22 protein-coding genes and 1 tRNA gene are annotated in these 26948 nt (G+C 67.5%); 17 read left to right on the top strand and 6 right to left on the bottom strand.

Features of this window, described 5'->3' with window-relative positions; all coding sequences use genetic code 11:
* The first annotated feature begins 25 nt into the window (after positions 1-25).
* The 3 genes from AC1DNC_RS00895 (at position 26) to AC1DNC_RS00885 (ending at position 3579) form a co-directional block, all read left to right on the top strand.
* The gene (locus tag AC1DNC_RS00895) at positions 26-568 is read left to right on the top strand and encodes a hemerythrin domain-containing protein (protein ID WP_476860689.1); all 543 of its coding nucleotides are present in this window, start codon (positions 26-28) and stop codon (positions 566-568) included.
* Positions 569-573: 5 nt separating this feature from the next.
* A complete protein-coding gene (gene malQ, locus AC1DNC_RS00890) occupies positions 574-2769 on the top strand; it encodes a 4-alpha-glucanotransferase (RefSeq protein WP_476860688.1) in 2196 nt (731 codons plus the stop codon).
* 177 nt (positions 2770-2946) lie between these two features.
* Positions 2947-3579, top strand: coding sequence for a GNAT family N-acetyltransferase (locus AC1DNC_RS00885; RefSeq protein WP_476860687.1), 633 nt, complete (start codon positions 2947-2949; stop codon positions 3577-3579).
* A 72-nt stretch (positions 3580-3651) separates the two neighbouring features.
* Here the strand turns inward: AC1DNC_RS00885 and AC1DNC_RS00880 are convergent, their stop codons facing one another.
* Positions 3652-4170 carry a hypothetical protein gene (locus tag AC1DNC_RS00880; protein ID WP_476860686.1) on the bottom strand — a complete coding sequence of 173 codons (519 nt, stop codon included), beginning with the start codon at positions 4168-4170 and terminating at the stop codon, positions 3652-3654.
* Positions 4171-4295: 125 nt separating this feature from the next.
* Positions 4296-4378, bottom strand: a tRNA-Leu gene (locus tag AC1DNC_RS00875).
* A gap of 151 nt (positions 4379-4529) precedes the next feature.
* On the opposite strand from AC1DNC_RS00875, the gene AC1DNC_RS00870 reads away from it, so the two are divergent.
* Positions 4530-5834 carry a M20/M25/M40 family metallo-hydrolase gene (locus AC1DNC_RS00870; protein WP_476860685.1) on the top strand — a complete coding sequence of 435 codons (1305 nt, stop codon included), beginning with the start codon at positions 4530-4532 and terminating at the stop codon, positions 5832-5834.
* A 31-nt stretch (positions 5835-5865) separates the two neighbouring features.
* Positions 5866-7026, top strand: a complete 1161-nt coding sequence (locus tag AC1DNC_RS00865; protein WP_476860684.1) for an acyl-CoA dehydrogenase family protein — start codon at positions 5866-5868, stop codon at positions 7024-7026.
* 51 nt (positions 7027-7077) lie between these two features.
* Here AC1DNC_RS00865 and AC1DNC_RS00860 read toward each other — a convergent pair whose 3' ends face one another.
* The gene (locus tag AC1DNC_RS00860; protein ID WP_175323664.1) at positions 7078-7311 is read right to left on the bottom strand and encodes a DUF5703 family protein; all 234 of its coding nucleotides are present in this window, start codon (positions 7309-7311) and stop codon (positions 7078-7080) included.
* Between the two features lie 39 nt (positions 7312-7350).
* On the opposite strand from AC1DNC_RS00860, the gene AC1DNC_RS00855 reads away from it, so the two are divergent.
* The 3 genes from AC1DNC_RS00855 to AC1DNC_RS00845 all read left to right on the top strand — a co-directional run bounded on the left by AC1DNC_RS00855 (position 7351) and on the right by AC1DNC_RS00845 (position 13319).
* Positions 7351-7620 carry a hypothetical protein gene (locus AC1DNC_RS00855; RefSeq protein ID WP_476860683.1) on the top strand — a complete coding sequence of 90 codons (270 nt, stop codon included), beginning with the start codon at positions 7351-7353 and terminating at the stop codon, positions 7618-7620.
* Between the two features lie 327 nt (positions 7621-7947).
* Positions 7948-10434 (top strand): bifunctional lysylphosphatidylglycerol flippase/synthetase MprF, encoded by a 2487-nt coding sequence (locus AC1DNC_RS00850; protein ID WP_476860682.1) that lies wholly within the window; start codon positions 7948-7950, stop codon positions 10432-10434.
* Positions 10435-10736: 302 nt separating this feature from the next.
* Complete coding sequence (locus AC1DNC_RS00845; protein ID WP_476860681.1) at positions 10737-13319, top strand: bifunctional lysylphosphatidylglycerol flippase/synthetase MprF; 2583 nt, start codon at positions 10737-10739, stop codon at positions 13317-13319.
* A gap of 47 nt (positions 13320-13366) precedes the next feature.
* Here AC1DNC_RS00845 and AC1DNC_RS00840 read toward each other — a convergent pair whose 3' ends face one another.
* Both AC1DNC_RS00840 and AC1DNC_RS00835 read right to left on the bottom strand, forming a co-directional pair.
* The gene (locus AC1DNC_RS00840; protein ID WP_476860680.1) at positions 13367-14692 is read right to left on the bottom strand and encodes an alpha/beta hydrolase; all 1326 of its coding nucleotides are present in this window, start codon (positions 14690-14692) and stop codon (positions 13367-13369) included.
* Between the two features lie 60 nt (positions 14693-14752).
* Positions 14753-15688 carry an aldo/keto reductase gene (locus AC1DNC_RS00835; protein ID WP_476860679.1) on the bottom strand — a complete coding sequence of 312 codons (936 nt, stop codon included), beginning with the start codon at positions 15686-15688 and terminating at the stop codon, positions 14753-14755.
* A 51-nt stretch (positions 15689-15739) separates the two neighbouring features.
* Here AC1DNC_RS00835 and AC1DNC_RS00830 point away from each other — a divergent pair, with 51 nt between their 5' ends.
* Together AC1DNC_RS00830 and mshC are read left to right on the top strand one after the other, a co-directional pair.
* A complete protein-coding gene (locus tag AC1DNC_RS00830; RefSeq protein ID WP_476860678.1) occupies positions 15740-16573 on the top strand; it encodes an undecaprenyl-diphosphate phosphatase in 834 nt (277 codons plus the stop codon).
* 15 nt (positions 16574-16588) lie between these two features.
* Positions 16589-17884 (top strand): cysteine--1-D-myo-inosityl 2-amino-2-deoxy-alpha-D-glucopyranoside ligase, encoded by a 1296-nt coding sequence (gene mshC, locus AC1DNC_RS00825; protein ID WP_476860677.1) that lies wholly within the window; start codon positions 16589-16591, stop codon positions 17882-17884.
* A 51-nt stretch (positions 17885-17935) separates the two neighbouring features.
* Here the strand turns inward: mshC and AC1DNC_RS00820 are convergent, their stop codons facing one another.
* Positions 17936-18841, bottom strand: a complete 906-nt coding sequence (locus AC1DNC_RS00820) for a PAC2 family protein (protein WP_476860676.1) — start codon at positions 18839-18841, stop codon at positions 17936-17938.
* A 121-nt stretch (positions 18842-18962) separates the two neighbouring features.
* On the opposite strand from AC1DNC_RS00820, the gene AC1DNC_RS00815 reads away from it, so the two are divergent.
* The 7 genes from AC1DNC_RS00815 to prcB all read left to right on the top strand — a co-directional run bounded on the left by AC1DNC_RS00815 (position 18963) and on the right by prcB (position 26947).
* Positions 18963-19709, top strand: coding sequence for an HAD family hydrolase (locus AC1DNC_RS00815; protein ID WP_476860675.1), 747 nt, complete (start codon positions 18963-18965; stop codon positions 19707-19709).
* On the top strand, positions 19702-20910 hold the full coding sequence (locus AC1DNC_RS00810; RefSeq protein ID WP_476860674.1) for a site-2 protease family protein: 1209 nt from the start codon (positions 19702-19704) through the stop codon (positions 20908-20910). Before AC1DNC_RS00815 ends, AC1DNC_RS00810 begins: the two co-directional genes overlap by 8 nt.
* Before the next feature lie 115 nt (positions 20911-21025).
* A complete protein-coding gene (locus AC1DNC_RS00805; RefSeq protein WP_476860673.1) occupies positions 21026-22123 on the top strand; it encodes a tRNA (adenine-N1)-methyltransferase in 1098 nt (365 codons plus the stop codon).
* A gap of 81 nt (positions 22124-22204) precedes the next feature.
* Positions 22205-24040: a proteasome ATPase gene (gene arc, locus AC1DNC_RS00800; RefSeq protein ID WP_476860954.1), complete on the top strand. Its 1836-nt coding sequence runs from the start codon at positions 22205-22207 to the stop codon at positions 24038-24040.
* Between the two features lie 47 nt (positions 24041-24087).
* Positions 24088-25698, top strand: a complete 1611-nt coding sequence (gene dop / locus AC1DNC_RS00795) for a depupylase/deamidase Dop (protein ID WP_476860953.1) — start codon at positions 24088-24090, stop codon at positions 25696-25698.
* A 110-nt stretch (positions 25699-25808) separates the two neighbouring features.
* Positions 25809-26009 carry a ubiquitin-like protein Pup gene (locus tag AC1DNC_RS00790; RefSeq protein ID WP_146337557.1) on the top strand — a complete coding sequence of 67 codons (201 nt, stop codon included), beginning with the start codon at positions 25809-25811 and terminating at the stop codon, positions 26007-26009.
* Between the two features lie 110 nt (positions 26010-26119).
* Positions 26120-26947, top strand: coding sequence for a proteasome subunit beta (gene prcB, locus AC1DNC_RS00785; protein WP_476860672.1), 828 nt, complete (start codon positions 26120-26122; stop codon positions 26945-26947).
* The last annotated feature ends 1 nt before the right edge of the window (position 26948 follow it).

Here is a 26948-nt window from a genome sequence, read left to right as displayed (position 1 = left end):
AGAGAGATCCAGCCAGGGAGATGCCATGGACACACCGGTTGCCAAGAACGCCCAGGAAGAAGCAGAGGCGCTCGCCGCCGTGGAGTCCCACCATGCGGGCATGCTCAAACGGCTCCGCGCCCTGATTGCCGCCCTGACGCACGCGGTGAAGGCCCGTGACACCGCAGCGGAGCATGACGCCCATGAGGTGCTGGTCGAATGGTGCGAGACCGAACTCGTCCCGCATGCGCTCGCCGAGGAGGGCCCGCTGTACAGCGGACCGGGCGCCGCCCCCGAAGGCCGGCTGCTTGTGGCAGGAATGCTCGCGGAGCATCAAGCGATCGTCGGCCTCGTCGAGCGCCTGCGCGGCGCCCAGGGTGTCGACGCCGCCGTCGCCGCCGGCGCGATTGGAGAAGTTTTCGCCCTGCACCTTGAGAAGGAAAACCGGCTGCTGATGCCCTTCATCGTCGAGTCGCCCGGGCTTAGCCTGGCCGACTCCGTCGCCGGACTGCACGAGCTGGTGGGGGAGGCCCACATCCACGCTGGCAGCCACGGCAACGAGACGCCTGCGCCGCGGATCAACGGCTGACCCGCGTGACGGCGAGTAAGGACCCTCTCAGCAGCGAACCGGAATCGTCGGACGACGGCGATGCACTGCTGCGCGAACTGGCGGCAGCGCACCGGGTGGGGACTTCCTATTGGGGCTGGGACGGGGTGGAGCGGTCCGTCGCCGCCGACACCCTGCGCCAGGTCCTCACCGCGCTCGGTGTTGCCTCGTCAGGACCAGAGGAGATCAGACATTCCCTGGCGGCAGCCGAACTTGCCCCCTGGCGCTTGTTCCTGCCGCCCATTGTGGTGGCGCGGGAGGGAGCGGCGGCATCCTTCGATGTGCATGTCCTTCATGGGAGCCCGGTCAGTCTCCGGATCATTGCCGAGGACGGCTCCGGGCACGAGCCCCGGCAGCTGGAGAACTGGACTGCGCCTGTGGAGGTCGACGGCGTCCTGACCGGGCGTGCGAGCTTCGCTATCCCCGAGGGGCTGGGCATCGGCTGGCACACGATCATGGCGGACACGGCCGGCACCGCGGCGGAGTGCCCGCTTGTGGTGACCCCGGGACGGCGGCACACCACCTCAGCGCTGGCGGGACGCCGCAGCTGGGGACTGACAGCCCAGCTCTACTCGGTCCGCTCCGCCAGGTCCTGGGGGATCGGCGACTTCACGGACCTGGCCGACCTGGCCGCCGTCGCCGCGGCCGAGGGGGCCGGGTTTGTCCTGATCAACCCCCTGCACGCCGCCGAGCCCCGGCCGCCGGTGGAGGACTCCCCATACCTGCCGACGACCCGGCGCTTCTTCAACCCGCTCTATATCCGGGTGGAGGAGATCCCCGAATACGCCTACCTGGAGCCCAGCGCGCTGGCCGAGGCGGACAGCCTCGCAACCCGCCTGCGGGCCGCCAACCGGGAGGCGTCCCTGCTGGATCGCAACTCCAGCTACGCGGCCAAACTGGCCGTGCTGGGGCGGGTGTTCCGCGTCCGCCGGGGCCCCGCCCGTACACGCCGGTTCAGCGACTTCTGCCGGGACCAGGGCAAGGGGCTCGACGACTTTGCACTGTGGTGCTCGCTGGCCGAGACCCTCGACCCCTCGGCCCCTCAGTGGGACGGAGTCGCCGCCTCCCCGGACACGGCGTACTGCGCCGCGCAACGGACGGCGCTCGCGGACCGGATCGAGTTCCACCGCTGGCTGCAGTGGATATGCGACCAGCAACTGGAATCCGCTCAGGAAGCCGCGCGGCGGGCAGGCATGGACATCGGCGTCGTGCATGACCTCGCGGTCGGGGTGAAGCTCGGCGGCGCCGACGCCTGGACCCTGTCCGGTGTCCTCGCGCAGGGCGTGACGGTTGGCGCGCCGCCGGACATGTTCAACCAGCAGGGCCAGAACTGGACCCAGCCGCCCTGGCACCCGGCCAGGCTCGCCGAATCCGGTTACGCCCCCTACCGGGACATGCTGAGGACAGTACTGCGCCATGCCGGCGGGATCAGGGTTGACCACGTCCTCGGGCTCTTCCGGCTCTGGTGGATCCCGGAGGGTGCCGGGCCGGACCTGGGCACGTACGTCTATTACGACCACGAGGCCCTGATCGGAATCCTCGCCCTGGAAGCGCAACGTGCGGGGGCAGTGGTAATTGGGGAGGACCTCGGCGTCTTCGAGCCCTGGGTCAGGGACTATCTGGCCGAGCGGGGCATCTTCGGAACCTCGATCCTGTGGTTTGAGCACGATGACGATGGGCCGCTGGCGCCGGAACGCTACCGGCAACAGTGCCTCACGAGTGTCAACACCCACGACCTGCCTCCCACCGCGGGCTACCTGGCCGGCGTGCACGTGACGCTCCGCGAGTCGCTAGGGCTGCTTCGGCGCCCCGTAGCGGAAGAACGTGCCGCGGACGCTGCTGAGCAGGAAGCCGTGCTCTCGCTCGTGCGCGAGCGTGGACTGCTGCCTGCGGCCGGGGCCACGGGGGATCAAGCCACGGTGGAGGCGCTCTACGAGTTCACCACCCTCACGCCCTCCTCCTTGCTGGGCGTGGCGCTGGTCGACGCCGTGGGGGAGACCCGCACCCAGAACCAGCCCGGCACCAGCACGGAGTATCCCAACTGGCGCATCCCGCTCGCCGGGCCGGACGGCGTCGTACTGATCGAAGAACTGCCTGACAACGCGCGGTTCCGGACCCTTCTCGGCACGGTCCAACAAGCCCTCCACCCCGACGCCGGCCCGGCCGGACGGGGCGGCGGATAGCGGTCAATCGGGCTGCAAAACGAGCGCCGGGAAAGGCCGCCGCGGAGCCGCCCCCAGCGTGTCCTTGCGGGGTGTGGCAGCGGGATGATAATTTCTCTTGCCGCCGCAATTTCGCGGACATATTCGGCTCCCGTTTCCCCCCACTCCGACGCTTCACCGCGCACCAGAAAGGCCGCAATGGCGCTGCTCCTTCCCGACACCCTGCCGACCCTTCAGACGGTCACCGGCAGGTTCGTCCTGGCACCATTCACACCGCTCGACGTCGAGCCGCTGGCGCGCCTTCTGGCCCGGGAGGAAATCTGGTCCCAAGGCTTCAGCGACAGTGAGGCCCGTCCCGCCGGTGAGGCCGAGTTGTCGGCCTTCGTGGACCGCCGTTTCGCCGGGCTGCAGGTCTTTTCCGTGTACCAAAAACTTCCGCTGGGACAGTCCCGTTTTGTCGGTACCACCGGCATCACCGAACACGACGACTGGACGGAGCGCGTGAAGATCGGCCGGACTGTACTCGACCCGGACCTCTGGGGCGCGAAGGTCAACCACGAGGTGAAGATCACCCTGCTCGACTGGTTGTTCTCCTGCGGGGCCGGCCGGATCGAATGCGATGTGGACAGCCGCAACCGGCGTTCGCTGGCCTCGCTGGCCCGGTTCGGCTTCACGGCTGAAGGAACCCGACGCCGCTCCTCCCGCAACGTCGACGGCGTCTGGCGCGACTTTGTGATCCTTTCCCTGCTGACCGAGGAGTGGCCGGAACTTCGTCCGCGAGCGCTGGCCTCCCTTGCCGGGCAGAGCCCAGCCGGGCTGCTCGCCGTCTAAGGCCCTACGGGGCAGCGCGGGCCCTGCAGGCCGTCCGTCAACCAGAAAATGGCGGATCCCGCGGCCCGGGGATCAGGGGCGGGGTTCGACCTGGAAGACCACGAAGTTTGTCCGGCTGTTTCTGTCCGGGCTGCTCACGTTGAACTTAAAGTCGTAGTCCCCGTCGGTCCCCGCGATGCTGCAGACCGTCGTCGTCCCGCCGACGGTCGGCCGACGGGTGCACGTGCCCTCGATGGTCATGGCGAAACCGGCCGTGGAGCCCAAGGCCTTCAGATCATCGACGGTAAGCTCTCTGCCGGCATCCCAGCGCCGGGCGATGCTGGGGCAGGGATTGGTTGAGATGCACAGGAACATCTCCCGGCGCACGATGTTGTCCTGTAGCTCCCAGTCCGCCGGGATGGGAAAACGCGCGGCCCGGGAGGCCATCTCCGCGGTGACCCTGTCTTCGGCGTACCGGACAAAGGAGATGGCGACGGCGCAGGCGGCCAGTACCGCCGCCAGGACTATCCAGGTTCTTCGTCGCACCGCGTTCCCCCAAACGCTCAGTACCAAGCTCTTGACCAGCGACACCGGATTGGTGTTCGGCTGCATCCTATCCCCGCCCGGGGGCATTTCGGTCAGGGAGGGAAACAACGGACGATACTGCTTTTCGGCAGCGCATGGTTGGAGACACAAAAAAACCCCTGGAATCCGTGGATTCCAGGGGTTTTCCCTTGTGCGCGGAGGGGGACTTGAACCCCCACCCCCTTTCGAGGACTAGCACCTCAAGCTAGCGCGTCTGCCATTCCGCCACCCGCGCAGGTGGTATTTCCGGGAAGAATTTCGCCTTTCAGCGTTTTGCTTTTCTCGGAAGCAGCGAGAAAGACTCTAGCACGAAGATTCCGGAAACAAATAATCGGGGCCAGTGGGTAGGCTGAAGCCAACACAGAGCCACTGCCACGAGGAGCGATATGACTGACGTTCGGCCCGAAGATGAGGTTGTCCGGATCTGCCAGGAACTGATCCGGATCGACACGTCCAACTACGGTGATGGTTCCGGGCCGGGGGAGCGGGCCGCCGCTGAGTACACCGCCGGCCTCATCACGGAGGTCGGGCTGGACGCAGAAATCTTCGAGTCGGCGCCGGGGCGCGCCAGCGTAGTCACCCGGATGGCGGGCGAGGATCCTTCCGCCAGTGCCCTGGTGGTGCACGGCCACCTCGACGTCGTTCCCGCGCTGCGCGAGCAGTGGTCCGTTGACCCGTTCGGGGGCGAACTCAAGGACGGCCTGATCTGGGGCCGCGGCGCCGTGGACATGAAGGATATGGACGCCATGATCCTTTCCGTCCTGCGGGATTTCGCCCGCACCGGCCGGAAGCCCAAGCGCGACCTCATCTTCGCTTTTTTCGCCGACGAGGAGGCCGGCGGCAAGTACGGCGCCGGCTACGCCGTCGAACACCGGCGGGAACTCTTCGACGGCGCGACGGAGGCGATTTCCGAGGTCGGCGGGTTCTCCGCGACCATCGGCGGCCAGCGCACCTACCTCCTGCAGACGGCGGAAAAAGGACTCTCCTGGCTGCGGCTGGTGGCCCACGGCCGCGCCGGCCACGGTTCCCAGATCAACACCGACAACGCCGTCACCCGGCTTGCCAGCGCCGTGTCCCGGATCGGCGAATACCGCTGGCCGGTGGAGCTGACACCCACCACCCGGCAGTTCCTCGACGGTGTGACAGAACTCACCGGGGTGGAGTTCGATCCGGACGACCCGGAGAAGATCCTCAAGGAACTCGGCACGGTGGCACGGTTCGTTGGCGCCACGCTGCAGAACACCACGAACCCCACCCTGCTCAAAGGCGGCTACAAGCACAACGTCATCCCGGAGTCGGCTGAGGCCCTGGTGGACTGCCGGACCCTGCCCGGCCAGCAGGAGCAGGTCCTGGAGATTGTCCGCGAATTGGCCGGCAGCGGTGTGGAGGTGAGTTACGTCCACCAGGACGTCTCGCTCGAGGTGCCGTTCGCCGGCAACCTGGTGGACTCCATGATCGACGCGCTCCATTCCGAAGATCCGGGCGCAAAGGTCCTGCCGTACACGCTCTCCGGCGGCACGGACAACAAGGCCCTGAGCCGGCTCGGCATCACCGGGTACGGCTTCGCGCCGCTCATGCTCCCGGACGAGCTGGACTTCACGGGCATGTTCCACGGCGTTGACGAGCGGGTCCCCGCCGACTCGCTGAAGTTCGGCGCCCGCGTGCTGAACACCCTCCTGAGTAACTACTGAGCGGCTGCGACGAGGGATGGCTTCCAACGACATGACACCTGATGAGATCCTGCCGGACGCGCTGCTGGAGCGGATCCGCAGCCGGGCGGCTGGCTACGACCGGGACAACGCCTTCTTCACCGAGGACCTCCGGGACCTAGCCGCCGCCGGCTACCTGAAGATCTTCGTACCGGCCTCCGACGGCGGCCTGGGCCTGGGGCTCGCCGGCGCCGCTCAGCTGCAGCGGCGGCTGGCCACGGCGGCCCCGGCCACCGCGCTGGCGATCAACATGCACCTGGTCTGGACCGGCGTCGCGCATGTGCTGGCAGCCCGGGGCGACTCCTCCCTGAACTTCGTTCTGCAGGAGGCAGCTCAGGGCGAAATCTTCGCGTTCGGCAATTCCGAGGCCGGCAACGATTCGGTGCTCTTCGACTCAAGGACCGAGGCGACTCCGCTGCCGGACGGAAGCTACGGCTTCACCGGGCGGAAGATCTTCACCAGTCTCTCGCCGGCCTGGACCCGGCTGGGGATCTTCGGCAAGGATGCGTCGGCGCGCGGCGGCGAGGGCGAACTGGTGCACGGCTTCATTGAACGCGAGACCCCGGGCTACGAAATCCTGCCCGACTGGGACACGCTGGGAATGCGGGCCAGCCAGTCCAACACCACGGTGCTGGAGGGGGCCGTGGTCCCGCCGGAGCGGATCTTCCGCAAGCTCCCGGTCGGGCCGAACGCGGATCCACTGATCTTCGCCATTTTCGCCTGTTTCGAGACGCTGCTGGCCGCGGTCTATACGGGGATCGGGGAGCGGGCGCTGCAGCTTGGCGTGGAGGCGGTCAAGCGCCGCACCTCCTTCAAGAACGGGGGCCGCAGCTACGCGCAGGATCCCGACATCCGCTGGAAGGTCGCGGAAGCGGCGATGGCAATGGACGCCCTTTACCCGCAACTCGCCGCCGTGGCGTCCGACGTCGACTCCCTCGCCGATCACGGCGGGCAGTGGTTCCCGAAGCTCGTCGGGGTCAAGGTGCGCGCCACCGAAACTGCGCGGACCGTGGTGGATCTGGCAATCAGGGTTTCGGGCGGGTCAAGCTACTTCCGCGGATCGGAGCTCGAGCGGCTCTACCGGGATGTCCTGGCTGGTATGTTCCATCCCTCAGACGATGAATCGGCGCACAACACCGTGGCCAGCGCCTGGCTCGGCCCGCTTGATTCCTAGCGGGTCCGCCGGTTGGCTCGGGTTGCGCGGTCCTCCGGGCTCCCGGGCTAGCTAGACGGTGCGCTGGACCTGGATGACCTTCCGGCGGAGCCAGAAGCGCCGTCCGCCGCCTACGTAGAGAACGCTGCGCTCGAGCTCCCATTTGCCGTACTCGGAGTGCGCGGCGAGGATGCGGCGCGCTTCGGGCAGCGAATCCTCAGGGCTGACCGTCAGTACGAGGTACTCGTACTGACGGGCGTAGTCCCGCTCCCGACGGACCGAGCTGCTCAGAAAATGTTCCTTCATTGCTCTCCATTTTCATCTTTTTCGGGCTAACGTGAAGTCATGAGCATCGATCCGCGTGTCGCGCTTCAGTCCCTTACCGCTGCCCTCGAGGAACATCTGGCCGCTGCGGCGGCGCGGCGGGGAGACGGGGACCCCGCGGTCGAAGCGGCGTTCTTCGCCGTCGCCGACGCCTTCGAAGTCTACGACGACTCCCTCTACGAAGCGTACGGCGAAGTGACGCCGCTAGAGGTCATCGACGAAGAAGATGACGACGACGAAAGCGAAGACGTCGACGACGAGGAAGACCTCGAAATCCTCCAGGACAACTAGGTCCGACGGCCCGACGGCCCGGCGGCAGAGCGCGGACATCCGCCTTAGGCGCTACTCCGGATTCTCCGGATTTGTCCAGCTTGCGGGAGTACCCTGTGACTGCCTTCGGGAATCCGCCAGGATTTAGGAAGGCTCCGGAGTGCCGGCGGTGTTCCGGGTCCCGGGTTGGTCGAACGTCGGAGGTCATTCTTGCCTGCACCATGGCGCCGTGCCGTCCGGTCCGGGACCGGCGCTGACGAAGATCCCTCAGCGGATCAAAGCGAGGCTGCGGCCACGGGTGGTCAGGCTGCGGCCGGGCGGACCGCTGCCGGTCCGCAGTCAGACCGGATGCTGGTGCGGCTCGTCGGGAGCATCACCAGGATTCCGCTGGCGCTCTCCCTGACCCTACTGATGTGGGTAGCCGGAATTGCCACGGGCTCCGTGATCTCGGGGCCACCCCAGGATCTGGCGGCAAGCGTGTCCATCGCCCCTGGCTTGCTGCTGCGCGGCCAGTGGTGGCCGGCGTTCGGATCCTTGCTTTTCCCCGGGGCCCTCGCCTCGTACGTGCTGGCGACCGCCGTCGTCCTGGGGTGCGTAGGCCTGGCGGAAGCCACCATGGGGTTCCGCCGGACGCTCGTAGCGTTTGTCGTCGGACACCTTGCAGCACTCCTGCTGTACGTCGCTGTGATCGAACTCGGCGCGGGCCTGGGGAGCGAATGGCTGGCCTCGCTGCGCCACCCTGCCCTGCTAGGCCCCTTCGCCGCCTCGCTGGCCGCCCTGATGGCTGCCAGCCCGCGGATCAGCGCGCTCTGGCGCAGGAGGATCCGATCGCTGAGCATTGCCGTGACGGTCATGCTGCTGCTGTACATCGGGCACCCGCAGAGCCTGGACAGCCTGCTCGGAGTGGTGACCGGCATCGGCATCGGCGTTGTGCGCGGCGGCGGACACAGCGGCGGGCGCGCCCTCCATTCCACCAGCCGGGAGGTCCGGGCCCTGCTGTCCATGGTGGTGGCGGTCTTCGCGGCCGGCCCCGTGCTGGCCAGTCTGGCCAAGGCCCCCTCGGGGCCCCTGGCCGTGCTCAGGAACCTGGTGGTGAACCCGATCCCCACCGTGAATGACCTTCAAGCGAGCTGCTCCGCCGCCGTAGACCTTTCCTGCCTGCAGATCATCCACAGCCCCGGACTGCGCGGCCCGGGCCTGGAGGCCCTCTCCCTGGTCCCGCTCGTGCTGCTGCTGGTCTGCGCTGAGGGGCTCCGGCGCGGAAACCGCGTCGCGCTCTGGGTCGCTATTTCGGTCCAGCTGGTGATCGGCGTGCTCTCCGCCGTCTACCTGCAGCTGTTCGCCCAGTTCGGACGATCCGTACGAAGCGGCGCCCGGGTGCTCTCGGTGGACTCCGGAGTGGCGGAGGTTCTTCCCGTGGTGCTGGTGCCCCTGCTCATTGCGGCCGCACTCTTCGCTGCCCGCAGGCATTTCAACGTCGACGCCGACCCTGTGCTGGCGCGCCGCTCGCTGATCCTCATGGCCAGCGTCTTCGCGGTGTTTGTGGCGGGCTATGTGCTGGCCTGGTTCGCCGAAGACAACTACCACCACCGCGCCGGGCTGCTGTCGCTCCTGGCCACCCTGCCGCGGATGTTCCTGCCCTATCCCTTCTCGTTCCGCTATTCGGTGTCGGTGTACCCGCACGGCGTCTGGTCTCCACTGATCTTCAGCTACGGCGGCGCGGTGTTCTGGCTGATCTGCCTGATCAGCGTCCTGGCCATGTTCGCCAGCCGGAGGCTGCGGGACCTCCGGGCTGACAGCGGAGCCTCGCTGGCCGCCCGGCTGGTCCGCCGGGGTGGCGGATCGCTGTCGTGGATGGCGCTCTGGCCGAACAACAGATGCTGGTTCAACGAGCGTGAGACAGTCGGCATCGCCTATCAGATCCATTACAACGTTGCGCTCACGGTGGGCGGACCGTTCGGCGAAGCCGGGGACTTCGAGGCGGCCGTGGCGGATTTCACGGCCTACTGCGCCGAGCAGTCGCTCACGCCGTGCTGGTACTCGGTCACCGACGAACACTGGCCCCTGCTGCGGGCGCTCGGATTCAACCGCGTGAGGGTGGCCGAAGAGACGCTGTTGCCGCTGGGCAACGTCGAATTCAAGGGCAAGGAGTGGCAGGGGGTCCGGACGGCCCTGAACAAGGCCCGGAGGCTCTCCGTGGAAGCCCAGTGGTGCACTTACGCCGAACTCACGGGACCCGTCCGCACCCAGATCCACGAAATTTCCGAGGAATGGGTCTCGGAGAAGACGCTGCCGGAAATGGGCTTCACGCTGGGGGGCATTGACGAACTCAAAGACGAGAACGTGCTGCTGTGCGTGGCCCTGGATTCCCACGGCAAGGTCCACGGCGTCACCAGCTGGCTACCCGTGTTCACGAACGGCCAGGTCACCGGGCGCACACTCGATTTCATGCGACGCAGCCCGGATGGCTTCAAGGGAGTGATGGAGTTCCTGATTGCCTCGGCCGTTCTCCACTTCGACGGAAAACTGAAGGAAATCTCTCTCTCCGGGTCGCCGCTGGCACCGGTATATCGCGGCGACGCGGTCCCCGATCCGTCCGACGGCGCCGCAGTCGGCCGCTTCCTGGACTGGCTTGGTGCCGTCTTGGAACCGGTCTACGGTTTCCGGTCCCTCGCGGCGTTCAAACAGCGCTTCCACCCGCGCCACCGGACGCTCTACATGATGTATCACGACCCGCTGGCGCTGCCCGTGATCGGCCGTGCCCTCACCAAGGCCTACATGCCCACCATGTCCATCAGGCACACCGCCAGGCTGCTGCGGGGCGTCCTCGGCTGATCTCCGCTTCCCGAGGCGCGTCTTCGCGAACCACCTGAGTGGCCCACCTGTACTCGGCCGCCGAAAAGCAAGTAGCGGCTACTCCCGATTTACCCGCCGGACGGGAATATGCTTCAGGCGTGACGCAGCCCTGCCGCGACGCCGGGTGCGCTGCCCCATTGGAAGTGACGGGGGACATGAAGCCTGCGAGCAGCAACTCGGTCCGGGAGGTCGGACGTGTGAATTGGCCGGAAGAATTCCGTAGGGTCCGGACGAAACCACGGTACGGGCCCCGCCGGATCCCCCTTACCTGGCTGCTTATAGTGCTCCTCTGGGCCGCGGGAGCCAGCACCGGCTCCTTGATTTCCGGGCCGCCGCCAGGCCTGGACCCGTTCGTAAACATTGGCCCCGATAGCCTGGCTCCGGGCGGCTGGGGCTCCGTGTTGGCGAGCCTGCTGTTTCCCGGCGGGGTCTCCTCCTACGTGCTGTCCACTGCTGTGCTCCTGCTGTGCATGGGGATCGCCGAGGCGACGATTGGCAGCATCCGGGCTGCGGCCGCCTTTGTGGCCGGCCACGTCGCGGCCGTCTTCCTGTACCTCGGAAGCGTGGCCGCCGGCGATGAACTCGGCAGCAGCTGGCTTAGCTCCATGCAGCACCCGGCCCTGGCCGGGCCGTTCGCGGGCTGCCTTGCCGCCGTGATGGCGGCCAGTCCCAGGTTGAGCCCGCTCTGGCGTCGCCGCCTCCGCTCGATCGCTCTTGCCGTGACGGGCATGCTCTTGCTCTATGTCGGACACCCCCAGAACCTCCTCGCCTTCCTTGGCGTGCTCGCCGGCTTGGCCGCCGGTCTGGCCGCGGACAAGGCGGCGCAGCCGTCCTCGGCCGGACAGACGCCGGCGGCCCGAACGCGGGACACCCTCCAGCGCGGTAGTTCTTGGTGGACGGGCAGGGACGTCCGCTCGATGATGGCCATGACGGTGGCGGTGTTCGCTGCGGGACCTGTGCTTGCCGGATTATCCTTGTCGCCAGTCGGTCCGCTGGCAGCGCTCCGAAACCTCATCGTCAACCCAGTCCCCTCCCTGAGTGAACTCCAGAGCGACTGCACGGCGGCCGTAAACGCCGGTTGCCCGCAGATCCTGCACAGCCCAGGCCTCAACGGCCCCGGCGGAACAGCGCTCTCGGTCGTTCCCTTGTTGCTGCTTTTGGCGTGTGCAGAGGGGTTGCGCCGGGGGAGCCGTGTCGCGCTATGGATCGCCACGGCAGCTCACTTGGCGGTCGGCGTGCTCTCCGCGGTTTACCTTCAACTGTTTGCGCACTTTGGCGTCTACGTCAGGAACGGGAGCCGGAAAATCCCTGTGGATTCCGGCGTGGTGGAGATCCTGCCGGTGGTGCTGGTGCCGCTGCTGATCGCCGCGGCCCTTTTGTTCAACCGGCGCCATTTTGCGGTGGATGCGGATCCCGCCCTCGGCCGACGGGCACTGGTCATCGTGCCGACCGTCTTCGCCGCGTTTGTCGCCGTCTACATCTTTGCCTGGTTTGCCGAGGGAAACGACAAACACAGGGCCGGTCTCCTCTCCCTGGCGACGACCCTGCCGCGCATGTTCCTGCCGTACCCTTTCTCGTTCAAGTATTCCGTGTCGGTGCACCCGCGCGGCTACTGGTCGTCGCTGATCTTCAGTTACGGCGGGGCGGCATTTTGGCTGATCTGCCTGATCGCGGTCCTCGTCATCTTCACGAAGCGGCGGCTCTGGGACCGCCGGGCGGACAACGACCGCTCCCTGGCACGGGACCTCGTGCTGCAGGGCGGAGGTTCGCTGTCCTGGATGGCACTGTGGCCGAACAATCGGTACTGGTTCAATTCCTCCGGGACGGTGGGGATCGCGTATCAGCTGCGCCACGGCGTCGCACTGACTGCGGGCGGCCCGTTCGGGAAGGAACAGGATTTCACCGAGGCGGCGCGTGAATTCACCCGTTACTGCGCGGAACAATCTCTCACGCCCTGCTGGTATTCCGTCGCCGACGGGCACTGGGCGGGCCTCAGTTCCTTGGGCTTCAAGCGGGTGGGGGTGGCCCAAGAGACGGTGCTTCCCCTAGCCGGCATCGATTTCCGCGGCAAGGAATGGCAGAACGTCCGGACCGCCATGAACAGGGCGAAGAAGCTTGGCATCACGGCGCACTGGGGCGTCTACAGCGGGCTGTCGGCAGGGCTGCGCAGCCAGGTTCATGAGATTTCGGCACGCTGGGCGGCGACGCGCTCCCTTCCCGAAATGGGTTTCACCCTCGGGGGAGTGGAGCAGCTCAAGGACGACCACGTGCTCCTCTGCCTCGCGGTGGACGGCGAGGGAACGGTACTCGGCGTCACAAGCTGGCTGCCCGTCTTCCGCGACGGCGAGCTGGTCAGCCGCACCCTGGATCTCATGCGCCGCCGCGACGACTGCTTCAACGGCGTCATGGAGTTCCTGATCGCCTCGGCAGTGCTCCACTTCAAGTCGACCATGGCCGAGATTTCCCTTTCCGGATCCCCGCTGGCGCCGGCGCTGAAGATGGCGGGCCCTGAGCGCGAGAACGGTCGCGGCGAAATCACCGAGACCGAGGCCTCGGGCCCCGGGCAGGCCAGCCCGGCCGCCGCTGTGACGGGCGGCGAAGGCGTCCCCGCGGACCGCTTCCTGCGTTGGCTCGGCGATCTCCTTGAACCCGTGTACGGCTTCCGGTCCCTGGCGGCCTTCAAACAACGGTTCCGGCCCCAGCACAGAACCCTTTTCATCCTGTACCAGGACCCCCTTACGCTGCCGCTGATCGGGCGCGCCCTCGCCGAGGCCTATCTGCCGGACTGGTCCCTGCGCCACACGGCGCGGCTCCTACGGGACGTCACGGCCGGACCTGCGGTTTCGCGCCGGTCAGGGCGGTGATCCGCATTCCGCCACGTGATCCCCATTCCGGCCGCCGTGCAGGTGACTCAGCCGGTGACGCCTAGGCGCTTCATCAGCCAGTCCATGTTGTTCTCTACGCCGTATTTCCAGGCCGTCCAGGCGTGCCCGCCGGGCGCCTCCTGGTACTGGACGTCCATGCCGGCCTTTTTCATGCCCTGGTAGACCTGGATTCCCTGCGCCCGGTAGAACGGATCCCCGGCGCCGACGGTGATGATCCCGGCGGTGTCCGGATACTTACGGGTCTTGACCACATCCAGGGCGTTCTGCTTCTTGAATTCGGCCGCGCTGCCGCCGAAGTACTGCTGGAGCAGCGCCTGGTGGCCTTGCCGGATGGTCGGCTGGTTTTCACCGGAGCTGTCGATGAAGGTCGGGTACACCTCTGGGTAGTTCACGGCCAGTTGCATGGCGCAGGTACCGCCGTAGGAGAATCCCCCGATCGCCCACTGGCGGTTGGAGTGTTTGCCGGCGCCGAACGTCGCCTTCACCCAGTTGGGCACGTCCTGGCTCAGATAGGTTCCCGCCTGGCCCTGCTTCGTGTTCATGCAAAGCGGCGGATAGTTGGCCCACCTCGCACCGGCGTCGGGCATCACAATTATCGGCGCCAATCCCTTGTGCGACGACGCGTAGTCGTCCATGAACTCGGCCACCCGGCCGTTACGCAGCCAGTCCACCGGCTCGCCAGGGACGCCGTGGATGAGCACCAGGACCGGAAGGTCCGCCCGCGGGGTGGCAAGGTACGCGGGAGGGAGGTACACGAACGCCGTCGAGGATATTTCGTGGGAGATCGGCGCCGGAATGATTGCACGGACCACCGTTCCCTGGTCCGGCATGCCCTCCGGCGGGGTCCAGTCCGCCAGCGTGGTGGGAGGCTCGCTCGGTTTTGTCTGGGGCAAGGAGTCGCCGCGTTCCTGGCTCTTGAACTGGTCCAGGGTCTCCATCGTGACTCCCGTGTCGCCGAAGACGGAGCCCAGCGTGGGGTAGTACTCAAAGTTCTGGTTAATCAGGGACCCTGACGCCAAAACCACCACCAGCGCTGCCGGCAGCACGGCGATGCGTGCCGGCAGCCGGCGCAGGTCCCGGATCTTGGGGACGACGAGGAGCAGTGCCAGGATGCCGAACCCCGCGTAGGCGTAGACGCGTTTGGGCAGCGGGGAGCCCCAGAGGTTCCACACCGGTTCGGAAAACCACCAGATAAGGATGCCGAGGATGACCGCCGCAACGGCTGCAGCCGGCACCCAACGGGATAGATGACGCCGGCGGCCCCAAATGAGCCAGCCAAGGGCGGCGGCCGCGAGGATGTAGAGAACCACGGGCACGATGCCGGTAGTGATCGCGAGGTTCTGCAAGTTCATGGCCCAAGACTAAGTCCACAACCCGGGAGCGAGCCCGGAATCTACCGAAAAGTTACCCGGTCAGGCCGGATTGGATACGTCCTCCAGCGCCGCTGCGATCTCCGGCGGCAGCGGCGCCAGGGCCGCGTCCATGATTTCCTTCAACTGCACGGGTGTCCGGGCGCCCACCAGCGCTGTGGCCACGCCATGCTGGGATAGCAGCCAGCTCAGGGACACATCGAGGGCGGAACGGCCCAGTCCCTTGGCCGCCATCGCCACGGCCTCGACCACGCTGGAGGCGGTTCCTTCTAGGTAGGGCTGCACGTAGCCGGCCAGTTTGTGGTGCGCGGCCCGCGAGTCGGAGGGAATGTGGCCCCGGTACTTGCCGGTCAACACCCCGCGTCCCAGCGGGGCCCACGCCATCAACCCGAGCCCCGCATCTTCGACGGCAGGGATCAACTCGTCCTCCGGCTTGCGCTGCAGCAGCGAGTACTCGGCCTGGCAGGCGACCAGCGGGAAGTCCGCCACAGCGGCCGCCTTGGCGGTCTGCCAGCCGTTGAAATTGGAGACGCCCGCGTAGCGTGCCCGGCCCGAGCGGACCGCGAAATCCAGGGCGGACAGTGTCTCCTCCAGCGGGACGTTCGGGTCCCAGGCCTGGGCGAACCAGATATCCACGTAGTCGGTCCCGAGCCGGGCGAGGCTCGCGTCGAGTCCGGAGAGGAGTCCGTTGCGGGACGTGTCCACGCTGTGCCGGCCGCCCGACGTCGTCAGTCCGGCCTTGGTGGAGATCACAACTTCGGAACGGGCCACGACGTCGCCCAGCATTCCGCCGAGCAGCACTTCGGCGCCGCCGCCGGCGTAGGAGGCAGCCGTGTCGATCAACGTGCCGCCGCCGTCGACAAATGCACGAAGCAGGCCGGCGGCATCCTGTTCATCGGTCTCACCGGCCCACGACATGGTGCCAAGGGAAAGGGACGAGACACGCAACCCACTGTTGCCGACATAACGCTGCTGCATGCCTGCAAGCTTACGGTGCTTCGGAACCTCCATAACGTAGGGTCTATAAACGTGAACTGGTTAGAAGCGGCCTTTCTGGGCCTTGTGCAGGGACTGACAGAATTCCTCCCGATTTCCTCGAGCGCCCATCTGCGGATCGTAGGGGCGTTCCTGCCCAACGCCGCGGATCCCGGCGCCGCCTTTACCGCCATCACCCAGTTGGGTACCGAGACGGCGGTGATTGTCTACTTCTGGCGGGACATCGTGCGGATCGTCAAAGCCTGGTTCGGCTCGCTGACCGGCAAGGTATCGCGGCAGGATCCGGACGCCCGGATGGGCTGGCTCGTGATCCTGGGCAGCCTGCCGATCATCGTCCTCGGCCTGCTCTTCCAGGACCAGATCGAATCGGTGCTCCGCAGCCTGTGGATTGTGGCGACCACCCTGATTGTCTTCGGAATGATCCTCGCCGTAGCGGACGCCGTCGGCCGCCAGGAACGTGACCTCACCAAGCTCAGCTACAAACATGGCATCTTCTACGGCCTTGCCCAGGCGATGGCACTGATCCCCGGCGTATCCCGCTCCGGCGGCACGATCACCGCAGGCCTGCTCATGGGGTACACCCGTGAGGCCGCCGCCCGCTATTCCTTCCTGCTCGCAATTCCCGCCGTGTTCGGCAGCGGCCTGTACCAGCTCTACAAAGTGGTTTCCAAGGACGGCATCACCGGCCCCTACGGGCTGCCCGAGACCGGTCTCGCCACCGTGATCGCCTTCGTGGTGGGCTACGTCATCATCGGCTGGTTCCTCAGGTACGTCTCCACCCGCAGCTACCGGCTGTTCGTCTGGTACCGCATCTTCCTGGGCCTGGCGCTGTACCTGCTGCTCGGTTTCAATGTCATCAGCGCCTAGCACTAGGCTTGGGGTGTGAAATCCTGGATCTCCCGCCCTGTTCCCCAGCTCCCGGGAAGTATGCCCGCGCTGCGTCTGTTCGACACCGCCAAGGGCGGCCCCGTCACCCTTGAAGCAACGGGGGAGCAGTCCATGTACGTCTGCGGGATCACCCCGTACGACGCCACCCACATGGGCCACGCGGCGAGCTACGTAGCCTTCGACCTGCTCAACCGGGCGTGGCGCGACGGCCGTCAGCAGGTGGCCTACGTGCAGAACGTGACCGACGTCGACGACCCCCTGCTGGAACGCGCGACGGCCACGGGCGTGGACTGGCGGGAACTTGCCGCCAGCCAGATCGAGCTGTTCCAGACCGACATGGAAGCCTTGAACGTGCTGGCCCCGGACAACTACGTGGGCGCCGTCGAAGCCATCCCGATGATCGTGCCGGCCATCGAATCCCTACTGGCGCGCGGACTGGCCTACCGGGTCCCGGGCAGCGCGGGCGAGCCCGACGGCGATGTCTACTACGACGTCGAAGCGGCCGGAAAGCATTCCGCCGAGGCAAGCGACGCGTGGACGTTGGGATCCGTCTCGGGCCTGTCCGATGCTGAGATGCTGGAACTTTTCGCCGAGCGCGGCGGCGACCCCGGCCGCGCCGGCAAGCGCCAGGCGCTGGACCCGCTGCTGTGGCGGGTGGCCCGCGAGGGCGAACCCAGCTGGCCTGGCGGCGAACTGGGGGAGGGGCGCCCGGGCTGGCACATCGAGTGCACCGTGATCGCGCAGAAGTACCTGCCCGCACCGTTTACCGTGCAGGGCGGCGGCTCCGACCTGGTCTTCCCGCACCACGAAATGGGAGCCGGCCACGCCTACTCCCTTTCCGGGGTGCCGCTGGCCAAACACTTCGCCCATGCAGGCATGGTGGGACTCGACGGCGAGAAGATGAGCAAGTCCAAGGGCAACCTTGTGCTCGTCTCCAGGCTGCGCGCCGCCGGCGAAGACCCGGCCGCAATCCGGCTCGCGATCCTGGCCCACCACTACCGCAGCGACTGGTCGTGGACCGATGCGGGCTTCGATGAGGCCAAGGACCGCCTCCGCACCTGGCGCGCGGCCCTGGACGTCGCACCCGCGGGTTCCGCCGGTTCCGTCCTTGCCGAGATGAGGTCCGCGCTCTCGGATGACCTCAACGCGCCGGGAGCCCTCGCCGCAGTGGACACCTGGGCCTCGGCCGCCCTGGCAGCGGGAACCTCCGGAGACTCGGCAACGGGCTCCGTAGCGGACGCAGCCCTCGTGGGCGACGCGGTGAACGCGCTGCTCGGCGTCGAACTGTAGGACGGCGAACTTTAGGACTGCGCGCTTTAGGCCGGCGCGGCGGGACAGGCCCTAAGGCTTGTCCTTGCCGCGGCGCTTGAGATAGCGCTCGAATTCCCGCGCAATGGACTCGCCGCTGGCCTCGGGCAGGTCTGCGGTGTCTTTCGCTTCCTCCAGTTGGCGGACGTAGGCGGCGATCTCCGGGTCCTCAGTTGCCAGTTCGTCCACGCCGCGCTCCCACGCGTCCGCATCCTCCACCAGTTCCTGCGTGTCCAGCGGAACCTGCAGCAGCTCCTCGATCCGGTGCAGCAAGGCCAGCTGGGCCTTCGGCGAGGGCGCCTGCGCCACGTAGTGGGGAACGGCGGCCCAGAGCGAGACCGTAGGCAAGCCGGCCAGGAGCGCCACCTCGGCAAGCACCCCAACGATGCCCACGGGCCCCTCGTACTGGGACGCCTCCAGATCCATCCGCTCCCGCAGCCCGGCGTCGTCGCTGGAGGTGCTGACCGGGATGGGGCGGCTGTGCGGCACATCAGCGAGCAACGCACCGACCAGGATGACGTAATCCACGCTCAGCGCCTCGGCGTGCACCAACAACTCGGCCGTGTAGGCGCGCCATTTGTAGGACGGTTCCGTGCCCTGGACAAAGATGACGTCCACATTGGAGTCGGGAACGCTGGCTTTGAAGATGCGGGTGGCAGGCCACTTGATCTTCCGCTCACCGGAGGCCGTGCGCCGGATGGTGGGACGGGTGAACTGGAAGTCGTAATACTCGTCGGCGTCGATCGAGCCGACCTTCTTGCCTCCCCAGAGCTTGTTGAGATAGCGCAGCGCATCGCTCGCTGCTTCACCGGCGTCATTCCAGCCTTCGAAGGCTGCCAGCATCACGGTGACACGCTGGCCCTCGGGGACGGGCTGCAGCAGCCGCTCCGGCTCAGGCGTGACGCCCGTTTCCGTGGTGTCTGGCTCGAAGCTATTCATGTGTTCACCCTACGTCCAAGTCGCGGGCGAGCGCATGAAGGAAAACGCCGCAAGCGCCCTGAAATTCGCCATCGGCGTAGCCCAGGGCCTCTCGCAGGGCCGGCATCGTAGACTGGAGGGCATGCGATCCCTAGCCTCCCAGCCCCTGCTCAAAGCCGCGTTATGGGACATGGACGGCACGATCGTGGACACCGAACGGTACTGGATTGAGGCCGAACACGCGCTGGTGGCGGCCCACGGCGGACACTGGTCGCATGAGAAGGCCATGCAGCTGGTGGGACAGTCGCTTGTCTACTCGGCCGGCATCCTGCAGGAGGCCGGCGTGAAGCTGGAAGTTCGCGAAATCATCGACACCCTGACCGGGCATGTCGTCAGCCTTGTCCGGGAGTCCGTGCCGTGGCGTCCCGGAGCGCGCGAACTGCTGGACGAACTGCACACGGCCGGCGTCCGCTGCGCCCTTGTGACCATGTCCGAGGCGCCCCTGGCACGGGAGATCGTGGCCAGCCTGCCCAAACCCTATTTCGAGTTCCTGGTCACCGGGGACACCGTCACCCAGGGCAAGCCGCACCCCGAGGCGTACCTGAAGGCCGTGGAACTCCTGCAGCGGCACGACCCCGAACTGGAACACCGGCACTGCGTGGCCCTCGAAGACTCCGCCCCCGGGGTCGCGGCGGCTGTCGCGTCCGGCGTTGCCACGGTGGCGATTCCGCACATCGTCCCACTGCCGGATGACCCGCGCCGCGCAACCTGGGACACCCTGGCCGGTCGCACCGTCGCCGACCTCAAACGCCTTCTGGCGCTCCGGCACCGCGCCACGGACGCGAGCCCGGAACTGGCCGCAGCCAACGGAGCGCGCGGCCTTGACTGAGTCCACGCCGCAGCGGCCGCAGGATCAGCCCGAGGAGCCTCCCTTCTCGCTCCGCGGCGGGATCCCGCTGGGCCGGATCGCCGGCATTCCAGTGGTGCTGGCCTATTCGTGGTTCGCCATCGCAGCGTTCACCGTGATCGCTTACGGGCCCGTGCTGGAAAACAACGACCCCAGCCTCGGCGCCACCGCCTACCTCGTGGCGTTCGCCTATTCCGTGCTGCTCCTGATCTCGGTGCTGGTCCACGAGCTGGCCCACGCGCTCACGGCCCGGCTCTACCGCTGGCCCACCCGCAAGATCGTCCTCAATCTGTGGGGCGGCCACACCCAGTTCGAGGAATTCACCGCCTCGCCGGGACGGTCCGTCCTGGTTGCCATGGCCGGACCGGCTGCGAACCTGGTTCTCGCCGGCGCGGGCTGGCTGCTGGTCTCGGGCGGGCAGTTGGACGGCGTCGCGGACACACTGGCCAACATCTTCGTCTGGGCCAACCTGTTGATCGGCATCTTCAATGTGCTGCCCGGCCTGCCCCTGGACGGCGGCCGGCTCGTGGAATCGGCGGTCTGGAAGGCCACCGGCAGCCACGAAAAGGGAACCGTCGCGGCGGGCTGGGCCGGCAGGATCATTGTGATTGCCCTGGCCCTCTGGTTCGTCGCGCTGCCCCTGCTCAGCGGCAACCGCCCTGACACCTCACTCATGCTCATAACCCTGCTGGTTGGCAGCTTCCTTTGGATGGGCGCCTCCGCCTCGATCCAGCAGGCCCGCTACCGGAGCAGGCTGCACTTGGTCGACGCAGCAGCCCTCGCCGAACCGGCGCTCGGGCTGCCGGAGACGGCAACCGTCCTTGACGTGCTGCGGCACTCGCCGCAGGGCGTCCCCGGCGTCGTGCTCTACGGCCCGGACGCACGGCCAGCCGCCGTCGTCGACGACTCCGCCGCCGCGGCCGTTCCGCCGGCGCTGGCCGCCACGACGCCGGCAACCGCCGTGGCCTACCCGCTCGCCGCCGGCGCCTACGTCAAGGAGACCGACCGGGGCGCCGAGCTCCTGGCCTACCTGGCCCAGATCGAAGGCTCCGACTATGCAGTGGTCGACGACGCCGGCACCATTACGGGACTGTTGCGCCAACTGACCGTGCTCAACGTCCTGACCGGGAAGCAGCCGAGCGGGACCGTGGGTCCGCAGGCCGGGGTCGAGGGCCGGAATTAGGGCCAGACCCGGTAGAGTTACCTGCCGGTCGTGAATTCTCCGGCCCAAGAACACGGGCCGGAGCCCGCCGCCCCAAACGCGGCCACCGAAGCTTTACAGGAGCGAGGAACACTTCATGAGCAGCGACACCGCCGCCAACGCCACCCCGAGCGGGAACAGCGCCGCCGCCAACAGCACGCCGGCCGGAGCTGCTGGGACAGCCGCCGCACCCTCCACCGCGCCCGTCGGCGCAAACCGCCGCCGCGGGCCCTTCCGCGAGGGCGAGCGGGTGCAGCTAACGGACGAGCGCGGCCGGATGAACACCATCAGCCTCGAAGCCGGCGGGGCGTTCCACACGCACCGCGGCTTCCTCAACCACGACGAGATCATCGGCAAGCCGGATGGCTCGGTTGTGGTCAACAACGTCGGCCAGCAGTACCAGACCCTGCGGCCGCTGCTCTCGGACTTCGTTCTCTCCATGCCGCGCGGCGCGGCCGTGGTCTACCCCAAGGACGCCGGCCAGATCGTCACGATGGCGGACATTTTCCCCGGCGCCCGCGTGGTCGAAGCCGGCGTCGGCTCCGGCGCGCTGTCCATCTCGCTGCTGCGCGCAGTGGGGGACAACGGCTACCTGCACTCTTTCGAACGGCGCGAGGAGTTCGCCGACATTGCCCGCGGCAACGTCGAGACGATCTTCGGCGGCCCGCACCCGGCGTGGCAGATCACCCTCGGCGACTTCCAGGAAGAAGTGGTCCGCACCGAGGCTCCGGGCTCGGTGGACCGCGTGGTCCTGGACATGCTGGCGCCCTGGGAGTGCCTTGACGCCGTCGCTACCGTGCTGGCCCCGGGCGGGGTGTGGATCAACTATGTCGCGACCGTGACGCAGCTGTCCCGGACGGCCGAGGCCATCCGCGCCGACGGCCGCTTCACCGAGCCGGACGCCTGGGAGTCCATGGTCCGCGGCTGGCACCTGGAAGGCCTTGCCGTGCGCCCGGACCACCGGATGGTGGCGCACACCGGTTTCCTGCTGGTCACCCGCCGGCTGGCCGACGGCGTCACGGGTATTTCCGTCAAGCGCCGGCCGTCCAAGACCGAATTCGACGCCGAGGACGTCAACGCCTGGACCCCCGGGGCCGTGGGGGAGCGCGCCGTCTCTGACAAGAAACTGCGCCGGGCCGCCCGCGACGCGATCGCCGGCACCAACGTCAAGGACACCCCCGAGGTTACGAACTAGTCCGTATTTCGGAAGTCTTCAGCAGCACCTGCCGACTTGGGGCTATGGTCTTAATAGAAGTACGGAAGGGGCTGATGCATGATGGAGACTCCGAACAACGACCACGGCCGGACGCCGGCGGAGGACGAGGCCCTGGCGGCCGGGGACGCGGCCCAGGCAGCGGACGCTGCCGGCGGGACCGAGCAGGCGGGGGCAGCCGAGGTTGACCGTTTTGCGGCCAGCGAGCTTTCCGTTGCCGAACGCCAGGTCAATATCCTGCGCGACAAGCTCCGCCACATCGACCGCCAGCTCGCCGCTGCCACGCAGAACAACTCCAAGCTCGTCGGCATGCTGGAAACGGCCAAAGCGGAGATCCTGCGCCTGAAGAACGCCCTGGACCAGGAGGGCCAGCCGCCCTACAGCTTCGGTACCATCCTGCAGCTGAACCCCAAGCGGCAGCCGACCGCCGGGAACAGCGGCCAGGCTGCCACGGAGGAATCCGTGGACATCTTCAATGCCGGCCGCAAGATGCGGGTCGGCATCAGCCCGCTCGTGAACCCGAACCAGCTCGCGGTGGGCCAGGAAGTCCTGCTGAACGAGGCACTGCTGGTGGTGGCCGGGCTCGGTTACGAGCGGGCCGGGGACCTGGTCACGCTCAAGGAACTCCTCGGACCCGACCGGGCCCTCGTGGTGGGCCGGGCCGACGAGGAACGGGTGATCCGGCTCTCCGGCGCCCTGCTGGCCCAAAAGCTGCGGGTGGGGGACGCGCTCTCGATCGACAGCCGCACCGGCTACGCGCTGGAGAAGATCCCGCGCTCCGAGGTGGAGAACCTGGTCCTCGAAGAGGTCCCGGACATCACCTACCAGGACATCGGCGGCCTCGGGCCCCAGATCGAGCAGATCCGCGACGCCGTGGAACTGCCGTTCCTGCACCCGGACCTGTACCGGGAGCACGGGCTCAAGGCGCCCAAGGGCATCCTGCTGTACGGCCCGCCCGGCTGCGGCAAGACCCTGATCGCGAAGGCCGTCGCCAACTCGCTGGCCGCCCGGGCTGCCGAGCGCGCCGGCAAGACTGACATGAAGAGCTACTTCCTGAACATCAAGGGACCGGAGCTGCTGGACAAGTACGTCGGCGAGACCGAGCGGCACATCCGGCTGATCTTCGCGCGCGCCCGTGAGAAGGCCTCCGAGGGCAGCCCGGTTGTGGTGTTCTTCGACGAGATGGACTCACTGTTCCGGACCCGCGGCACCGGCATTTCCTCGGACGTCGAGACCACCATCGTGCCGCAGCTGCTCAGCGAGATCGACGGCGTGGAACGGCTCGACAACGTGATCGTGATCGGCGCCTCCAACCGCGAGGACATGATCGATCCGGCGATCCTGCGCCCGGGCCGGCTGGACGTGAAGGTCAAGATCCAACGCCCCGACGCCGAGGCCGCCGCGGACATCTTCAACAAGTACATCACCACGGACCTGCCCTTCCACGAGCAGGACCTCGCCGAGCACAACGGCGACGTCCAGGCGACCGTGGATGCCATGATCCAGCGCACCGTGGAGGCCATGTACTCCACCGAGAAATCCAACGAATACCTCGAGGTGACCTACGCCAACGGCGACACCGAGATGCTGTACTTCAAGGACTTCAATTCGGGCGCCGTGGTGCAGAACGTGGTGGACCGCGCCAAGAAGTCCGCGATCAAGGACCTCCTCACCTCAGGGCAGAAGGGCCTGCGCATCGACCACCTGCTCCGCGCCGTCGTCGACGAGTTCCGGGAACACGAGGACATGCCCAACACCACCAACCCGGACGACTGGGCCCGGATTTCGGGCAAGAAGGGCGAGCGCATCACCTACATCCGCACCATCGTCCAAGGCAAGGCCGGCCAGGAGCCCGGGAAGTCCATCGAGACGATGCCCAGCACGGGCCAGTACCTGTGACGGCGGGACCGGCAGCGGCTTCGGGAGGACTGCCCGTCGGCGGCGCCATGCGGGTGATGGGTTCGGAGACCGAATACGGCATCCACGCGCCCTCCGCGCCGGGAGCCAACGCCACCATGATGTCTGCCCGGGTCATCCAGGCCTATGCCCAGGTGACGCGGCAACGCGCGGCCGGCGGCGCCGAGACCCGCTGGGACTACACCGACGAAGAGCCGCTGCACGACGCCCGAGGATGGACCCTGGAGCGGAGCGAGGCCGAACCGGAACAGCTCACCGACCGGCCACCGGCCCTCGACGCGGAGGCCATCGCACTGGCCTACGGCCGCGCCGATCTGGACCACGACGGCGAGGACGAGTCCGGCTCGCTGCTCATGAACATGGTGCTCGGCAACGGCGCCCGGCTGTACGTGGACCACGCCCACCCGGAATATTCCAGTCCGGAAGTCACCAACCCGCGCGATGCCGTCACCTGGGACGCAGCCGGGGATCTCGTGGCGCTGGCCGCGGTGCGCCGACTGGCCGCGGACCCGGACTTGCCGCCAATAAACCTGTACAAGAACAACACGGACAACAAGTCCGTTTCGTACGGTTCGCACGAGAACTATCTGATGCCGCGCTCGGTCCCCTTCGGCGAGATTGTCCGGGGACTGACGCCGTTCTTCATCACCCGCCAGATCATGTGCGGCGCCGGCCGCGTCGGCCTGAGCCAGGACAGCTCCCGCAACGGCTACCAGATCAGCCAGCGGGCAGACTTCTTTGAAACCGAGGTGGGCCTCGAAACCACCATCCGGCGCCCAATCATCAACACCCGGGACGAACCGCACGCCACCGCGGACAAGTACCGCCGGCTGCACGTCATCATCGGCGACGCGAACCTCAGCCAGGGCGCCAACTTCCTCAAGTTCGGCAGCACGGCCATGGTCCTTAGCCTGATCGAGGCAGGGCTGGCACCCCGCATCGAAGTCCACGAACCCGTTGCCGCCCTGCAGACGGTCAGCCACGACACGACGCTGACCGCAACCCTGCGCCTGCTCGACGGGCGCCGCGTGACTGCCCTGGACCTGCAATGGATGTACCTCGAAGCTGCCGCCAAACTCGCCCAGGACACCGGCGTGGCCGATGCCGTCGACGGTGACGGCCACACCCACGCCGTGCTTGAACGCTGGTCAGCGACGCTGACCGAACTGGACAGCGACCGGGCTGCCGCGGCGTCGACGGTGGAATGGCTCGCCAAGTACTCGCTGCTGGAGGGCTTCCGCCAGCGGGACGGGCTGGAATGGTCGGACGCCCGGCTGGGTTTGATCGACCTGCAATGGGCGGACATCCGTCCCGAGAAGGGGCTCTACCACCGGCTGCTGGCCCGCGACCGGATGCAGCGCGTCGTCGCCGATGATGCGATCGCCCGAGCGGTGACGGAGCCGCCGTCGGACACGCGCGCCTTCTTCCGCGGCCGCTGCGTCAGCCGCTTCGGCAGTGATTTGGTGGGCGCCAGCTGGGACTCCGTCATCTTCGATCTGCCCGGCCGCGGCAAGTTGCAGCGGGTCCCCACCCGCGAACCCCTGCGCGGCACCGAGGCCCTCACCGGAGGCCTGTTCGCCCGGCACCGCGAGGCCGGGCCGTTCCTGGCGGAGCTGTTGGGCCTGCCCCCGGGTTCGTAGGGCCAAAGACCCCCCGCACGGGCGTTGGGCGTGGCAGTATTGCTTACAGGATGTCCCGTGCACGAAGGGACATCCGGTGGGAAAAGGCAGTGGGATAGAAGGAGAACACGATGGCAGGCCAGGAACAGCAGCAGCCGCAGTCCCGCGACACCGAGGTCGAGGAGGACATCCCCGCACCGCCGGCAGCACCCGAGGCGCAGGCCTCCGCCGCGACCCAGGGCGTGGACGACCTGCTCGATGAGATCGACGGCGTGCTGGAATCCAACGCCGAGGAGTTCGTCCGGGCCTTCGTCCAGAAGGGCGGCCAGTAGGCGCCCCGCCTCCGGCCGGTTGCGGACACTACTTGAGGAGAACCGAATCTGAGGAGACACAGGGCTGAGAGCCGGAAGTCGTTGATTCACTACGTTGAGGGAGTGCACCAGTGCAGGAAACATCAGCCAACCAGGTAGCAGCGAACGCGACGTCCTCATTCACCGAGCACCTGCAGCGTTCACGGCCCGACTTGCTGCCTTTCAACGCCCTCCCACACGGCCTCGCAGCCGCCCCCGCCGGCGCGCCGCTCCAGGCACCCCACGCGACCACCATCGTGTCCCTGACGTACGCCGGGGGAGTGCTGATGGCCGGTGACCGCCGCGCGACGATGGGCAACGTAATCGCCAGCCGACACATCGAGAAGGTTTTCCCCGCGGACCAGTATTCCGTGCTTGGCATCGCCGGAACCGCGGGCATCGCGCTGGATATCACCCGGCTGTTCCAGGTGGAACTGGAACACTACGAGAAGATTGAAGGCACGCAGCTGAGCCTGGACGGCAAGGCCAACCGGCTGGGCGCCATGATCCGCGGCAACCTTCCGATGGCGATGCAGGGCCTGGCAGTGGTCCCGCTGTTCGCCGGTTTCGACCGGCCCGCCGGCGTCGGCCGCCTGTTCTCCTACGACGTCACCGGCGGCCGCTACGAGGAGCAGGAACACCACACCGTCGGTTCGGGTTCCATGTTCGCCCGCGGCGCGCTGAAGAAGCTCTGGCGGCCCAACCTCTCCGAGGCCGAGGCCGTACAAGTGGCTGTCGAAGCTCTGTATGACGCGGCCGACGACGACTCCGCCACCGGCGGTCCGGACCCGGTCCGGCAGTTGTGGCCCGTGGTTTACATCGTGAACCGCTCCGGCGCCGTGAGGGTCCCGGAGCGCGAACTCGCGGCCGTGGCCGGGGCCATCATCGAGTCACGGGCCGCGGCCCAGCGGGAGGCCTGAG

Source organism: Arthrobacter sp. 01N442 (assembly GCF_056399345.1).
This window is presented reverse-complemented; position numbering and strand designations above follow the sequence as displayed.

Coding starts and splice junctions, on each gene's coding strand:
- AC1DNC_RS00855 (WP_476860683.1), top strand. CDS start 7,351: ATGAGCATCGATCCGCGTGTCGCGCTTCAGTCCCTTACCGCTGCCCTC.
- AC1DNC_RS00805 (WP_476860673.1), top strand. CDS start 21,026: ATGAGCAGCGACACCGCCGCCAACGCCACCCCGAGCGGGAACAGCGCC.
- AC1DNC_RS00885 (WP_476860687.1), top strand. CDS start 2,947: ATGGCGCTGCTCCTTCCCGACACCCTGCCGACCCTTCAGACGGTCACC.
- AC1DNC_RS00860 (WP_175323664.1), bottom strand. CDS start 7,311: ATGAAGGAACATTTTCTGAGCAGCTCGGTCCGTCGGGAGCGGGACTAC.
- AC1DNC_RS00850 (WP_476860682.1), top strand. CDS start 7,948: ATGCTGGTGCGGCTCGTCGGGAGCATCACCAGGATTCCGCTGGCGCTC.
- AC1DNC_RS00790 (WP_146337557.1), top strand. CDS start 25,809: ATGGCAGGCCAGGAACAGCAGCAGCCGCAGTCCCGCGACACCGAGGTC.
- AC1DNC_RS00815 (WP_476860675.1), top strand. CDS start 18,963: ATGCGATCCCTAGCCTCCCAGCCCCTGCTCAAAGCCGCGTTATGGGAC.
- AC1DNC_RS00895 (WP_476860689.1), top strand. CDS start 26: ATGGACACACCGGTTGCCAAGAACGCCCAGGAAGAAGCAGAGGCGCTC.
- AC1DNC_RS00835 (WP_476860679.1), bottom strand. CDS start 15,688: ATGCAGCAGCGTTATGTCGGCAACAGTGGGTTGCGTGTCTCGTCCCTT.
- AC1DNC_RS00865 (WP_476860684.1), top strand. CDS start 5,866: ATGACACCTGATGAGATCCTGCCGGACGCGCTGCTGGAGCGGATCCGC.
- arc (WP_476860954.1), top strand. CDS start 22,205: ATGGAGACTCCGAACAACGACCACGGCCGGACGCCGGCGGAGGACGAG.
- AC1DNC_RS00820 (WP_476860676.1), bottom strand. CDS start 18,841: ATGAATAGCTTCGAGCCAGACACCACGGAAACGGGCGTCACGCCTGAG.
- AC1DNC_RS00870 (WP_476860685.1), top strand. CDS start 4,530: ATGACTGACGTTCGGCCCGAAGATGAGGTTGTCCGGATCTGCCAGGAA.
- AC1DNC_RS00840 (WP_476860680.1), bottom strand. CDS start 14,692: ATGAACTTGCAGAACCTCGCGATCACTACCGGCATCGTGCCCGTGGTT.
- AC1DNC_RS00880 (WP_476860686.1), bottom strand. CDS start 4,170: ATGCAGCCGAACACCAATCCGGTGTCGCTGGTCAAGAGCTTGGTACTG.
- dop (WP_476860953.1), top strand. CDS start 24,088: ATGCGGGTGATGGGTTCGGAGACCGAATACGGCATCCACGCGCCCTCC.